We start from the raw sequence: 14,046 nt of genomic DNA, 5'->3' as shown, positions 1-14,046 counted from the left end.
CTTTAATCAGTGGGGGGATTCACCCTTCACTGATTATTAGTTGAACCAATCGGGCATTTACGGGCAGTTAATCTCCCACCTAACTTCTTTGTTACAGCTAAATTTTGAGCTGGGAGTTTTATTGCCCGTTAATGCGGGGTAACTAGGTTCGTGTTGATAATAATGGTAGATTTTTCTTTTGTCAAACGAGAAGGCTTTATCTCACATTATTTTTCACAAAGCAAAATAGCCTCACGTAAACGAGAAATCCCTTCCTCAATTTGATTAATATTCACTTTTCCATAAGATAAACGAATATAACCATCTTTCGCGCCGAAAATACTACCCGGCATAAAGGCGATTTCTTGTTTTAAACTTTGCATAATGAGTTGTTTTTCGTTTATCGGTTCGTTTAATTTTCCCCATATGTATATACCGCCGGTCGGGTTTGAAAAAGAGATTTTGTCGTGAAGTTGCTCATTTAAGGCGCGAACGATAACGTCTCTTTTTTCCGCTAATTGTTTTCGTAACGGTACGATATGAGAGTGAAATGGCACAGTTTCGAAAAATTGCTGCATAAGCCACTGCGGGAAAATACTCATACCTAATTCCATTTGGTGTCTTGCGTCGGATAACCTTTCTACTACAGACTGCGGGGCGACAAGCCAGCCGACTCGTAAACCTGGTGCAATCATTTTAGATAAGGAATGTACATAAATGACTGTCCCATTTTCATCTATTGATTTTAAAGTAGGACAAGGTTGTTTCTTTTCTAGTGTCAGCAAACTAGATGGATCATCTTCAACGATCGCAATTCGTAAATCTGCGCAAAGTGATAACAGTTTTTTTCTACGGTTTGGATGAAGCATTGTGCCCGTAGGGTTTTGGAAATTTGGATTTAAAAAAATCATTTTAATGCGGTGCTTTCTATATAATTCCTGTACATCATCCGGATTAATACCATGTTCATCGACAGGTAACGGGAAAATACGAATACCTGCTGATTGGAATAACGGTAAGGAATAACAGTGTGAAGGACTTTCAAAAGCGACTGCATCACCGGGATTTAATAAGCATTGTACGATAAGGTGAAGTGCTTGCTGGGCGCCGGATGTAATCATAATGGATTGTTCAGTCGCCTCAACTTTTAAATATTCTTTCATATATTTTACGACCGCTTGTCTTAACGGGAGATAGCCTTGCGGATGATCATAACTTAATGAATGCGTTAACGGTTGTTCTCGTAAAATCGTTTGTAGTTGATCGTGAGGATAAAGATTACAACCGAGTTCTCCGTTCGCGAAATCTATAATATTTTCATTTTGTTGTACTTCTGCCCGAATATGGCGAAGTAACGGTAAGTTTGGTAAAAACGTACCACCTTCTACGAAATTTCTCCAGTTCGGCGTTAATGTTGGAGAAACGCCCCACATATGTGTACTTACACGTGTACCTTTACCAGTCGTACTTTCTACAATTCCCATTGCACGTAGTTCATTATAAGCAGTCGTTACTGTACTTCGGTTTACATTTAACTGTGTAGCTAATTTCCGTTCGGAAGGGAGGAAGCTACCTGGAGGAAGTTCTCCATATGTAATACGTTTTTCAATAAAGTCAACAACTTGCTGATAAATGGGGATTTTACTGTCGTTATCTAGCTTCCATTCCATACAAACGCCTCCGAATCTCTTATATATATTCAGTATAACAAATTGGCTGGGTAAAAAAACAGCCAATTGGACGGTGTTATATCCAGCCAATTTTACTATGCTAAATATGGAAGGGGAGATTCGGATGAAACGATGGCAAATGGAATGGCTCCTAGTATTAGTTGCATTAGTATGGGGAGCAAATTATACAATTGGAAAGTATGGCGTGGCATTTATGTCATCCATTCAATTTAATAGTTTACGATTTTTAGTAGCATCTCCGGTATTATTACTTATTACGTTTATGATGGAACGTTCATTACGTATTGAAAGAAAAGATTGGTTACGATTAGTAGCAGTCGGCATCGTTGGTACGGCAATGTATCAAACGATGTTTATGCTATCTGTGAAATATACTTCAGCAACGAACGCCTCATTATTAATTGCGATGTCACCTATTTTTACAGGGATATTAGCAGTATTACACAAACAAGAACGTTTTTCGATGAAAGTACAAATTGGTTCAATAGTAGCGTTTATTGGTGCAGCATTCGTTTTATTAACAGGACATACAGGAGGAGCTACTTATGAGTATGCGTGGCTCGGAAATGTAATTGGATTAGTCGCAGCAATTGCGTGGGGATGGTATCCAATATTAGCGCAACCTCTTATCACAAAATACTCCGCAATGAGAGTCACATCATGGTCTACTTTAATTGGAATTGTACCGCTAGTTATATACTGTTTATTCAACGTAAATTCATTAACATGGCCAGTAGATACGCCAAGCTGGGGATCACTAGCATATTCAATCATCTTCGCGACCATCTTCGGACTAGCAATATGGTATGTCGGTATTAGTCAAATAGGCTCAACAAAAGTAATGGTTTATATGTATCTTGTACCTTTATTCGCAGTTATCTTTGCGGCAGTGACAATTGGGGAGCAAGTTAATATGATGCAACTCGTTGGCGGGCTTATTATCTTTATCGGTTTATATGTTGTAAAAAAAGGCGGAATGAAAAAGCCTGCTCTCAATTTGAAAAAAGTAAGTTAACAGTAAAAATGATCTCTTTCATATAGAAGGAGATCATTTTTTATTTCGTAATAAAAGCGCGTGTTCAACGGCCCATTTTTGATGATCGTGTATGAGAAGCTTTATAGCATGCAATGGAGACATCCACCTTAGAACATGATCCTCCTCACAGTTTTCAGTTTGTTTCTGCACCATATTCGCAATATAAAAAAATCCATCGTTTAAATAATATATATCTTCCTTTTCTGCATAAAAATATCGAGCCGCATTACCGACATACTGATCAATTTTAATTGCCCATCCTAATTCCTCTAGTAGTTCACGGTGCAAACATTCTTCTTTTGTTTCATTACCTTCCATACCGCCACCAGGTAAAAAGTAACGGTCTCCTTTTTGGATAACAGCAATCTTTGAAGAAGATGAATGGAAAATAATCGCATAACAACTAGGTCTTAATACATAATGAACGGTACGTTTTTTCGAGCCAAACGTGAGTTTTGAAATCATAAAACACGACCTTTCTCTATAAAATACATAAAAGGGATATTAAGGTAAAAATAGAATTGTATAAGTATAATCTTAATAGATTGGAGTGGTAACAACATGATAAATCGAAAATGCTCAAGATGTAAAGAAAGAACAGGTACGATGCACGGTGGTAAAAAAATTAAGGAATAATTTCTATGTGAAGACTGTTTACAAAAAGGAATTGAGAACGGAGAAATCGAATTATCACAAGTGGAGCAAGAACAAACTTCGTATCTTTCTATAAAAATATTAAAAATAATGAGTGTGATTTATTTAATAGGATCTATTTTAATGGCTTTTTCAACTGGTCCATTTATACATAACCTGGGGTTTGATGAAATGTCCATTTCAGGATCAGAATTAGGTTTAATAAGTATTGTTATGCTAGGTTCTATATTTCAGTCAGTTCTTGTATTTTGCGGGATATGGGTATTCATCCTATTAGTAGAAACAGTCATTAAAATTTATGAAAAAATGAAGTGAGTGAGAGGGAGAAACATATGCGAGTAAGAAACATCCAAGGGGAAGATTATGTAAAGATTCATTCTGTTTTAAATGATTGGTGGGGCGGGAGAGACATGGCTGCCATGTTGCCAAAATTGTTTTTCGTTCACTTTCAAGAAACGAGTTTTATCATTGAAGAAGAAGGAGAAACGTTAGGTTTCTTATGTGGATTTTTTTCACAAACATATAAAGATGAAGCATACGTTCATTTTATCGGTGTAAATCCGAAGTATAGAAGAAGAGGAATCGCATCGACATTGTATTCTTATTTCTTTGATGTCGCTCGTGCAAATAATCGTAAAGTTGTAAAAGCAATTACGTCACCAACTAATAAAAAGTCGATACAGTTTCATCAAGAAATCGGTTTTCGAATTGAGGCTGGGGATGATGAGGTAGAGGGTGTATCGGTACATACAAATTATGATGGGAATGGCGGGAGTAGAGTTTTATTTTTGAAACATGTGTAAAAGTAGGCTAGCGCAAAGTTAGCCTTTTTGTTGTGAGGAGCTAGAAATATGGAGAGTAAACAAAGTAGAAATGAGTATTTAAGACGCATACATAAGGTTCAAGATTATATAGAATCAAACATAAATGATGCACTTTCAATTGAAGAGTTAGCAGATGTAGCAGGATTTTCAAAGTTTCATTTTCATCGGATTTTTAAAGGAATCGTAGACGAGTCGTTATCTCGGTATGTGAATCGCTTGAAGTTAGAAAGGGCAACAAACCTTCTTACATATCGCCCGGATATGACGATTACGGATATCGCTTACCATTTTGGTTTCACCGATTCAGCAGTTTTCTCTCGTACATTTAAAAAGTGTTACGGTGTAAGTCCGTCTCAATATCGAAATGACAATAGCAAGAATTGCAAAGACGTAAGAAGAACTTCTCAATACAATGAATGTAAGAAGGTTCGAGGGAATGTTGAAATTGTAACAGTAGATGATATAAACGTCGCATACATAAGGCATATCGGTACATATGAAGAGTTAACTATAGCTTTTTCAAAAATGATAGAGAAATTATTTCATTACGCAGTTGAACAAAATTATCATGTATTTGAGGATACGAAAGTATTAACCATTTACCACGATCATCATGAATTTACTGAGGACAATCATTTAAGAACTAGTTTATGCATAACAATTCCGAATGAGTCCGCAGTAGAAACGAACGACAATGGAATAATGGTAATACCTTCTGGAAAGTATGCGGTAGGTCATTTTGAAATATTCCAAGATGAATATAAAGGAGCATGGGATTTCTTATACGGTGAGTGGCTTCCCAATAGCGGATATAAACCGAGAGATTCATATCCTTTTGAAATGTATAAAAATGACCCAAGGCAGCACCCGGAAAATAAACATATAGTTGATATATATGTACCTATCGAACCTTTTTAATGATAGATTGAGGGGGAAAGAAGGATGAAAACCGTTGAAAAGTTAGATTCCATTATAAAAGAAGACTATAAAAATATAAACGGTATGTTAGTAATGCAGAAAGGTAATGTTATTTTTGAAAAATATTATAACGGTCACGGTACAGATGATGGATTTCACATAGCGTCAGTTGCAAAAACGATAATCTCTGCGTTAATTGGGATATGTATAGATAAGGGCTATATAAAAAGTGTTGATCAAAAAGTAATAGAATTTTTCCCGAAATACAACGTTCATTCATCTGAAATAACAGTAGGGCATCTTCTTACGATGACAGTTCCACACCCTTTCGTAGACTGGCAGGAACCGTTAGAAGAACTATGTACACAACAAGATTGGGTACAGTATACGTTAAATAGGATAGGAAAAGGCGGAGAAATCGGATCTTTTAAATACTCATCTGCAGGAGCTCATTTACTATCAGCAATCATAACGAGCGCAACAGGAAAAAGTGCCCGTGAATTTGCGAATAAATACTTATTTCAGCCACTCGGCATGAGAGAAATTCCAAACTACAATATGAAAGCATTTGGATTTGATGACTTATTCGGAAAAGATGTAAAGGGATGGGTTCATGATCCAAATGGTATTTCGACGGGCGGCTGGGGACTAACGTTAACAGTTAAAGATATGGCTAAGTTTGGACAGCTGTATTTGAATGAAGGTATTCATAATGGAAAACAAATACTATCAAAATTATGGATAAAAGAATCGACAACAATGAACCCAAATCAATATGGTTACTTATGGTGGTTACGAGAAGAGGATAGAATTTTTTCATACTGTGCAATGGGCGATGGTGGGAATATGATTTGCTGCGTACCAGAGAAGGAACTGGTGGTGGCGATTGCTTCTGAAGTTGTGCCAGAAGCAAAGGATAGATGGAGATTAATTAAAGAGTATATACTTTTAAAAGAGTAATGGTGAACTTGTAGAAAAATTTAAATGCTCCCCGTAACTTTCCTCAATAAAAAATCGTTAAACATTAGGAAGGGTTATTAATCACGAATGGGGGAGAACTATGAAAATATTAATTCTAGGCGGTACACGATTTTTAGGAAGAGCTTTTGTAGAAGAGGCATTAAAAAGAGGACATGAAGTTACATTTTTTAACCGCGGAACAAACAAAGAAATTTTTCCTGAAGTGGAGCAACTTATCGGTGACAGAAATGGTGATGTATCAAGTTTAGAAAATCGAAAATGGGATGTTGTCGTGGATACATGTGGGTTTTCTCCGCATCACATTCGGAATATTGGAGATGTCTTAAAAGATAATATAAAACATTATATATTCATCTCAAGCCTTTCCGTATATAAGGATTGGATCCCGCATGACATAAAAGAAGACTATATATTACAACCTGAACCAACGGAAGAGCAAATAAAGGCTGTAGAGAATGGTGAAATATCTCATTATGAGCATTATGGTGCACTAAAAGTATTATGTGAAAAAGAAGCAGAGAAATATTGGCCAGGGCGTGTTGTACACGTAAGAGCAGGACTTCTTTCAGGAATGTTTGATTATACAGATCGACTTCCATATTGGATCGGGCGTGTAGCAAAAGGAGGTAAAGTGTTAGTTCCAGGAAGAAAAGACCGTCCAGTGCAGATAGTTGATATAAAAGACGTCGCAAACTGGGGACTAAACATGGCAGAAAATAAAAATGTAGGTACATTCAATGTAACAGGTCCAAATTATGATTTGACGATGGAAGAGCTATTAAATACGTGTAAAAAGGTTATGAATAGTGATGCTGAATTCGTTTGGGTAGATGAATCGTTTATGAATGGACATAAAGTACAGCCTTGGACAGAGATGCCACTATGGCTTCCAGAAACTTTTTCATTAGAAGGTGAGACGAAGCCGTGGAAAGGTGGGTTTTCTATAAGTATCGAGAATGCTGTTAAAGAAGGACTTACTTTTAGAAAAATAGAAGAGACAGTTACAGACGTGTATGAGTGGATGAAGAGTACAGACGAATGGGAATTAAAAGCAGGTATTTCAGGGGAGAGGGAGAAGGAATTGTTAGAAAGATGGTATCAATAAATTTAGCGGAGTCCTTTGAATATACTTGATTGCACATAAGGAGGAGAAAAGGTGATGTGGAAAGACACCATTCACAGTATCTCATCAAACTTAAGCTTAAAAAATTCGGCTACGAAGGAGGAACTTACTGATATACAACAATGTTTATATGTGGAGTTACCGAATGATTTATATCAATTATTACAAGAAACAAACGGTATAGAAGGTGAGTACGGGGACTTTATATGGTCTGCTTCAAAAATTAAAACTGAAAATATGAATATGAGAAATATAGCTGATTTTAAGGATCTATATATGCCTTTTGGCTGTTTATTATTTTTTGCTGATGGCGGAAATGGTGATTTGTTTGGCTATTCCATTTTGAATGGAAAAGTGCAAAGAGATGATATATATGTATGGAATCATGAAAATGATAGTAGAACGTGGGTTGCTCCTTCTTTAAAGACTTTTATGGAGTGGTGGGAGAGTGGGAAGATAATAATTTAAATATAGTATCAAAAAAAGTGCCTTGTTACTAAAGAAACAAGGCGCTTTTTCACGAATAATTAATCTACTACTCAATCGGTTCTTCCCCATACATCTCCCATAGCTTAGGAAACATCTTTTTTAAACCTTCTTCATCGTCTTCATTCCAGTCAAATTCAAAATCTACATCGTCGAATTCTTCATTAGATAAGACATGGTAAAGTGTAAAGTAAGTATCATCTTCGTCACCAGTTTTTTCTGCATATACAGTGAAACCGAAATATAAAGAAAGTTCTTCAATCTCTGGGACGTCATACTCACTCAAGTTTTCTAATACAGGAATTAATCGTTCTGGATCTTCAATACAAGCTTCGTATGTCTCTTTTCCTTGATATAATAACCATCCGCGGAAGTAATCGAAAGTATCATCTGAACAGCCACCCATAATAATATAGGCTGCTGCCCATAAACGGGAGGTATAGGAGTCTTTCAAAAGACGATGCATATGCGTATCAAATGCTACAATTTCATGTACTGTACGTTTAGCAAGGTGAGAAGTAAGCCATTCTATTTGTTCTTCTTGGTCCTCACCTTTCGTTTTTGCATGATGAAGTAGTTCCCAAAATTCTTCTTCGGTTATCGTTTTTTCTTTTATGTAATCTTCCCCAGGCAACGGGTCTGTATATCCTTTTTTACGTTTGGAAGCAACTAGTTTATTAGCTTCTTTCATACATTCTTCTTCTGTTTCAAACTCTTTCGCTTTCACACTGCCAGCTGTGCCAATTTTTCCGTAAAACACAACATAGTCCTTTTCTTTCACAACGATTTTCCAAAACTTATTTGATTTCTCAGTTTGCTGGATTAATAACGTTTCCATCCGTACCCCCATAATGTTTTCTAGTGTGCAATGTGATTGTAACATATGTATATACACTTGTAATGATGAAAAATAAGAGTTTAGAAAATTCGAAAATGATTGAATGAAGTGAATAAATTTAGTAACCTTATTTGTACAGTAATTACATAATTGTTTTGTAATAATTCGATATTTATATGAGGGGGCATTACGGATGGATCTTACGTTTAAAGTAGAGGAAACATGTTTTAATTACCGCGTTGGAGCAATTTGTAAACAGGATAATAAAATACTTATTCTTCAAAACAAAGGGGAAGATTATTGGTATGTACCAGGCGGAAGAGTGAAAATGCTAGAAAATAGTGAAGATACGTTAAAACGAGAACTTGCAGAAGAATTAGGTGTTCCTATGAAAGGGAAAAGATTAATATGGTCAGTAGAAAATTTCTTTACACTTTCTGAGCGAAAGTTTCATGAAATTAGTTTTTATTATGAAGTAGAGCTACATGAGTTACCTGCAAATGGAGCGGATCAATATATTTTGGAAGAAGAAGGTAGAACGTATTTCTTTAAGTGGGTGCCGGTAGAAGAGTTACATGCATATAATTTACAGCCTGCATTTATAAAAGAGAAAGTAAAGGATATAGCAGTTCATACAGAACATATCGTTTTACAAAATTAAATGTATTCGGAGGGGAAAAGGGTGAAGGGGACTAAAAAAGAAATACATATAGATGATAAAGTAATTCGTTACACACATATCGAAAAAGGTTCTAGTAGGATTTGCTTTATGTTCTCCGGTTCAGGATACAATTACGATAAACCGTTATTTTATTATGCGACGATGCTTATGCTCGAAAATAAAATAGATGTAGTACATATTCATTATTCTTATGACGAACAAGTAATGAATAAAACAATGGAAGAAGTAACGAAAGTAATGATGGATGATATTAATCCTGTAATAAATGAAGTATTAAAAGATGAGCAATACAACGAGACTATGTTTTTAGGGAAGTCACTCGGAACAATTCCGATTGCAAATGATTTAATGAAGAGAGAAGAATTCGCGCAGTCAAAAATGATACTACTTACACCTTTACTGACGTTTGATACAATTTTTGATTCTATCTTACATAGTCGACACGAAGGTTTTTTAGTTATTGGGGATAAAGATCACCAATACAATGCAGATCAAATTGATCAGTTATATAAAACGAATTTACAGATTGAAGTTGTCAAAAATGCAAATCATTCTGTAAATGTTGGGGGATATGAAACGGAAAATTCAATTGAGGCTATAGCGAAAATAATAGGAGAACTTAAAGAAGTTGTTAGGACAAACTAACCTATTAATACATGCAAAAGAGGTGCGAATTGCACCTCTTTTACTTTAATAAGCCTTCAAAACATGAAGTAAATAATCCTTACGGTTCAGCGGATTATAATCAACACGTTTTCGAGTAGGGAAGGGAGCCATAAGCTTTGTGAAACCAGCTGGCTTCGTTGTAAATATGCCGTCTCCTTCTGTAAATGAATGTAGCATTCGTTTAAAATTCTCTGTTTTTGCAACAGGTAATGATCCTGTTAACTGGTAAGAGTTATTATTCAATATAGGCTCTCTAAAAGTTGCTGGAACGGCAGCGAGCTTATACATCGCGGTACTAATTGCGTGCTCCGGTACAGTTAATTCAAACTCGTTTATTGGTTCATATACATGTGTTTCAGCTTGCTTTAAAGCATCCATTAATACGATCGGTGTTAAATTTCTAAAGTCACTCGCTGTTGTAACAGGACTAGCATAACCAGTATGTGTTAACGTGACGATAATATCTGTAACTTCCCATCCATATAATCCTTGTTTTAACGTTTGAAATACCGTATCTTCAATCGCTTTATGGAATGCTAAAGGTAGTGAGCCGAGCTCAACACCTAATTTATATGTTATGCCGCAATTAAGTTCACCACGTTCAACTTTGAATCCGACTGTTGCGTAAAATGGATTGGCTTTTTCACCCATGACTTCAACGGAATGCCCAATGCCAATTGGCTTTTCAATACATACAACTCGCGTATTTGAAAAAGTAACCTGCAAATTATATTTTTCAAAAAGAGTCGTTTCAATTACTTCTTTCTGTACTTCACCGAAAAGGCGAATATATAGTTCATTATGAACATCATCTTTCCACACTTTAATAAGTGGATCTTCTTCACATAGCTCCATAAGTGCAGCGTATAAATCATGAATTCTTTCTTTTGATACTGCATCAATGGAAGCTTCCATTTGTGGTTCGGCAAAGTGAATATCTTTTATATAATCCGTACGTTCACCAATAATATCACCAATTTTAATATCATTCAGTCCCCACACTTTGCAAAATTCACTACTAGGAACGGTAGTAGTTTGAACGGCATCTCCATTATGAAATAGGCATAGTTTTTTAATCTTTTCTTTATGGGATAGAGATTTACAGCGCTGTATATCAACATATTTTCTAACGTGTAAACTACCAGAAAAAACTCTCACGTAAGTAATTTTTTCACCGGAAGATTCACGTTCAATTTTAAAAACAACGCCAGATAATGTTTCATTTTGTACCGATGTATGAGCTGGAATGAGAGCCGGAAGTTTTTCAAGAAGTTCTGTTACGCCCATACCAGTCATTGCTGAACCGAAAAAGATTGGATACACATTCGCTTGCTGTATTTGCTGTTCTAGTTTTTCTCTTAATAGTGCGTCCGGTATTATTTCGTTAATTACATATGATTCAAGTAACGATTCATTAAATGGTGCTAACAGTTCCATACAATCGTCATATGATTTGTATTCAATGATCCGGGCTTCTTTCGTTCCTTCGTTTAGAACAGAGTAGAAGGGGAATGCTTCATTTGAAAGAACCTCTTTTATTTGTTTCATAACTTTTTCAGTGTTTGCGCCACTACGATCAATTTTATTAACGAATAAAATAGTCGGTATGTTTAGTTTCTGTAATGTTCGCATTAAAACTTTTGTTTGTGCTTGTACACCTTCAACGGCAGAGATAACTAAAATCGCACCGTCTAGAACGCGGAATGATCGCTCCACTTCAGCGATAAAATCAGCGTGTCCAGGTGTATCAATGACATTTACTTTTACATCATCAATAAAGAAAGAAACGACAGATGCTTTAATCGTAATTCCGCGTTGTCTTTCTAATTCCATTGAGTCAGTTTGTGTATTACCACTATCAACTCGGCCAATTTCTTTAATCACATTCGTTTCATAAAGAATACGCTCAGTCAAACTCGTCTTGCCAGCGTCTACGTGCGCAACAATCCCTATATTTATTGTTGTCATTTGTGAATATCCTCATTTCATTTTCCATTTTCAATTCCTCATTTCTATTTGTGTATTGCCGCATTATCAATCACTCTCCAGTTCTTTAAATTAGTATTATTATAGTGCAATTAACATTATTTGTAACGCTACAAAGCGCCTTAATTTGGAAAAAATAAAATAAAAACAAAATGCTTGCATTCTAAATCGATATAGATTATATTAATTGATATATCAACTATTGATACATCAAATGTTTTTATTTTGATTGTAAAGGAGGGTTAATTTGACAAGTTCATGCTCAAAAGAAGCGATTATTTTATATAAATTACACTTTCTAAATAAAGAAGTAAGTTCGAAATTTGAAGGGTGTACGGGTATGAGCCAGTCTCGATTAGAGCTTATACTTCAATTATTTGAAGTAGGTGAAATTAGTCAAAAAGCACTTCAGCAAGAAGTGAATATTGATAATGCTGCGATAACAAGGCATTTAAAGCAGCTTGAGGCCAATGAAATGATTGTAAGACGTAAAAATCCAGAAGATAACAGAATTACGTTAGTTTCTCTTACTGAAGAGGGACGAAATAAAATTCAAGCGTTTCAAGAGGAAAAAGAACGTTTTGCAGCATCTGCATTTAAAGGATTAAGTGAGGAAGAACGCGATAATCTTTTAAATATGTTAAATCACATTCAAGAAAATATAAAAGAATTATAAAAAAGGGAGAATACAACTATGACTAACTCAGTAAAAACAAATGATTTTAACGAAATTTTAACAGGACGTCGTTCAATTCGTAAGTACGACCCTTCAGTGAAAATTAGCAAAGAAGAAATGACAGAAATTCTTACAGAAGCAACACTTGCACCATCTTCAGTAAACATGCAACCATGGAGATTCGTAGTGATTGAAAGTGATGAAGCGAAAGCAACACTTGCGCCACTTGCGAAATTCAATCAATCTCAAGTAGAAACATCTTCAGCAATGATTGCTTTATTTGGTGATTTAAACAACTTTGATAACGCAGAAGAAATTTACGGTACAGCAGTAGAGCGTGGTTTAATGCCAGCAGAAGTAAAAGAAGACCAAATGAAAAAACTTTCAGCTTACTTCTCAATGGTTACACCAGAAGTAATGAAAGATACGGTATTAATTGACGGTGGTCTTGTAGCAATGCAATTTATGCTAGCAGCTCGTGCGCACGGTTATGATACTTGTCCAATTGGTGGATTTGAAAAAGACCAAATTGCAGAAGCATTTGGACTAGATAAAGAACGCTACGTACCAGTTATGTTAATTTCAATCGGGAAAGCTGCAGACAGTGGTTACCAATCAGTACGTCTTCCAATTGAAAAAGTTGCAGAATGGAAATAATTTTATAAAAGAACTTCAATAAGTGAAAGATGAGAGGGGAAGCACCATGATTATTATTCACGCAATATTTCAAGTAGATCCAGCGAAACAACAAGCATTTTTAGAAGAAATTCAGCCACTCATTCATGGTTCAAGAGAAGAAAGTGGAAATGTATCTTATGACTTATATAAAGATACAGAAAAAGAAAGTGTTTATACGATGGTAGAAGTATGGAAAGATGAAGCAGCAGTTGCGAGCCATAATACGAGTGAACACTTCACATCTTTCGTTAGTAAAGCAGCACAATTTTTAACTGCTCCGCTTAATATAAAAGCTTATAATGGAGAATTAGTAAAATAATAAGGTAGAAAAAGATGACTTTAGCATATGGCTGAAGTCATCTTTTTTGTATAAGTAGAATCCATCTTGGACTCAGTTATGTTGATAGATAAGCGTTGCTCGTATCCTCAGTAACTGTGGTGAATTGTATGTTAAATTCGAACATTCGGTTTATTGGGATATTTTTCCGTGTTATAATTTTCTTGTAAATAAAAGGTAGAGGGGAGTAAGTAATGGGAGAATTTCAAAGTAATTTGCATACGGCAACACAATTTGCAACGAAAATGAGAACTGCTTCAGATAGAATGCAAAGTGCTACTAGTCGCTCTATAAATAAGGCAACGCGTACTACACTATCTGTGAACTTCCAAGCACAAGAAGCAAATCAACAAAATTTACAGATCACGAAACAATTTTGTACTGCTTTTCAACAAACAATTGATAATATCCATTCCGTAGCAAATGAATTTGAGAAAATGGATACAGGACTTCAAAAGACTTTTCAATAATGTAACAACCTACGTAAAGGG

17 protein-coding genes are annotated in these 14,046 nt (G+C 35.5%); 13 read left to right on the top strand and 4 right to left on the bottom strand.

The annotated features are described in order from the left end of the window. Nucleotides 1–206 precede the first annotated feature (206 nt). Nucleotides 207–1,649, bottom strand: a complete 1,443-nt coding sequence (locus tag AXW78_RS14735; protein ID WP_061884326.1) for a MocR-like pyridoxine biosynthesis transcription factor PdxR — start codon at nucleotides 1,647–1,649, stop codon at nucleotides 207–209. A gap of 124 nt (nucleotides 1,650–1,773) precedes the next feature. Here AXW78_RS14735 and AXW78_RS14730 point away from each other — a divergent pair, with 124 nt between their 5' ends. Continuing rightward, the gene (locus tag AXW78_RS14730; protein WP_061884325.1) at nucleotides 1,774–2,685 is read left to right on the top strand and encodes a DMT family transporter; all 912 of its coding nucleotides are present in this window, start codon (nucleotides 1,774–1,776) and stop codon (nucleotides 2,683–2,685) included. Between the two features lie 33 nt (nucleotides 2,686–2,718). On the opposite strand, the gene AXW78_RS14725 is transcribed toward AXW78_RS14730, so the two are convergent. Further along, nucleotides 2,719–3,171, bottom strand: a complete 453-nt coding sequence (locus AXW78_RS14725) for an NUDIX hydrolase (protein ID WP_000624002.1) — start codon at nucleotides 3,169–3,171, stop codon at nucleotides 2,719–2,721. 201 nt (nucleotides 3,172–3,372) lie between these two features. Here AXW78_RS14725 and AXW78_RS14720 point away from each other — a divergent pair, with 201 nt between their 5' ends. From AXW78_RS14720 to AXW78_RS14695, 6 genes are all read left to right on the top strand, one after another. Next, complete coding sequence (locus AXW78_RS14720; RefSeq protein ID WP_080545888.1) at nucleotides 3,373–3,675, top strand: DUF3980 domain-containing protein; 303 nt, start codon at nucleotides 3,373–3,375, stop codon at nucleotides 3,673–3,675. Nucleotides 3,676–3,692: 17 nt separating this feature from the next. Further along, nucleotides 3,693–4,163 carry a GNAT family N-acetyltransferase gene (locus AXW78_RS14715; protein ID WP_044584591.1) on the top strand — a complete coding sequence of 157 codons (471 nt, stop codon included), beginning with the start codon at nucleotides 3,693–3,695 and terminating at the stop codon, nucleotides 4,161–4,163. Between the two features lie 48 nt (nucleotides 4,164–4,211). After that, nucleotides 4,212–5,102, top strand: a complete 891-nt coding sequence (locus AXW78_RS14710) for an AraC family transcriptional regulator (RefSeq protein WP_061884324.1) — start codon at nucleotides 4,212–4,214, stop codon at nucleotides 5,100–5,102. A 24-nt stretch (nucleotides 5,103–5,126) separates the two neighbouring features. Next, nucleotides 5,127–6,062, top strand: a complete 936-nt coding sequence (locus AXW78_RS14705; protein ID WP_061884323.1) for a serine hydrolase domain-containing protein — start codon at nucleotides 5,127–5,129, stop codon at nucleotides 6,060–6,062. A 100-nt stretch (nucleotides 6,063–6,162) separates the two neighbouring features. After that, entirely contained in the window at nucleotides 6,163–7,188 is a 1,026-nt protein-coding gene (locus AXW78_RS14700; RefSeq protein WP_061884322.1) for an SDR family oxidoreductase, read from the top strand. 54 nt (nucleotides 7,189–7,242) lie between these two features. Beyond that, complete coding sequence (locus AXW78_RS14695; protein ID WP_033703563.1) at nucleotides 7,243–7,674, top strand: SMI1/KNR4 family protein; 432 nt, start codon at nucleotides 7,243–7,245, stop codon at nucleotides 7,672–7,674. A 67-nt stretch (nucleotides 7,675–7,741) separates the two neighbouring features. Here AXW78_RS14695 and AXW78_RS14690 read toward each other — a convergent pair whose 3' ends face one another. Then, the gene (locus tag AXW78_RS14690) at nucleotides 7,742–8,530 is read right to left on the bottom strand and encodes a DUF4240 domain-containing protein (protein WP_061884321.1); all 789 of its coding nucleotides are present in this window, start codon (nucleotides 8,528–8,530) and stop codon (nucleotides 7,742–7,744) included. Between the two features lie 193 nt (nucleotides 8,531–8,723). On the opposite strand from AXW78_RS14690, the gene AXW78_RS14685 reads away from it, so the two are divergent. Continuing rightward, nucleotides 8,724–9,191, top strand: coding sequence for an NUDIX hydrolase (locus AXW78_RS14685; protein ID WP_000366248.1), 468 nt, complete (start codon nucleotides 8,724–8,726; stop codon nucleotides 9,189–9,191). Then, nucleotides 9,192–9,857, top strand: a complete 666-nt coding sequence (locus AXW78_RS14680) for an alpha/beta family hydrolase (RefSeq protein WP_129542616.1) — start codon at nucleotides 9,192–9,194, stop codon at nucleotides 9,855–9,857. It begins immediately after the preceding gene. A 45-nt stretch (nucleotides 9,858–9,902) separates the two neighbouring features. Here AXW78_RS14680 and AXW78_RS14675 read toward each other — a convergent pair whose 3' ends face one another. Next, nucleotides 9,903–11,846 (bottom strand): elongation factor G, encoded by a 1,944-nt coding sequence (locus AXW78_RS14675; protein ID WP_061884320.1) that lies wholly within the window; start codon nucleotides 11,844–11,846, stop codon nucleotides 9,903–9,905. A 265-nt stretch (nucleotides 11,847–12,111) separates the two neighbouring features. On the opposite strand from AXW78_RS14675, the gene AXW78_RS14670 reads away from it, so the two are divergent. The 4 genes from AXW78_RS14670 (at nucleotide 12,112) to AXW78_RS14655 (ending at nucleotide 14,025) form a co-directional block, all read left to right on the top strand. Next, entirely contained in the window at nucleotides 12,112–12,540 is a 429-nt protein-coding gene (locus AXW78_RS14670) for a MarR family winged helix-turn-helix transcriptional regulator (RefSeq protein WP_000204164.1), read from the top strand. Between the two features lie 18 nt (nucleotides 12,541–12,558). After that, nucleotides 12,559–13,197, top strand: a complete 639-nt coding sequence (locus AXW78_RS14665; RefSeq protein ID WP_000185391.1) for a nitroreductase family protein — start codon at nucleotides 12,559–12,561, stop codon at nucleotides 13,195–13,197. A gap of 46 nt (nucleotides 13,198–13,243) precedes the next feature. Beyond that, nucleotides 13,244–13,537: a putative quinol monooxygenase gene (locus AXW78_RS14660; protein WP_000583805.1), complete on the top strand. Its 294-nt coding sequence runs from the start codon at nucleotides 13,244–13,246 to the stop codon at nucleotides 13,535–13,537. Between the two features lie 212 nt (nucleotides 13,538–13,749). Beyond that, nucleotides 13,750–14,025 (top strand): TIGR04197 family type VII secretion effector, encoded by a 276-nt coding sequence (locus AXW78_RS14655; protein ID WP_061884319.1) that lies wholly within the window; start codon nucleotides 13,750–13,752, stop codon nucleotides 14,023–14,025. The last annotated feature ends 21 nt before the right edge of the window (nucleotides 14,026–14,046 follow it).

The organism is Bacillus thuringiensis (assembly GCF_001595725.1).
Classification (GTDB): Bacteria; Bacillota; Bacilli; order Bacillales; family Bacillaceae_G; genus Bacillus_A; species Bacillus_A thuringiensis_K.
Note: the sequence above shows the minus strand (reverse complement) of the source record. Positions and strands in the feature narration are given on the sequence as shown.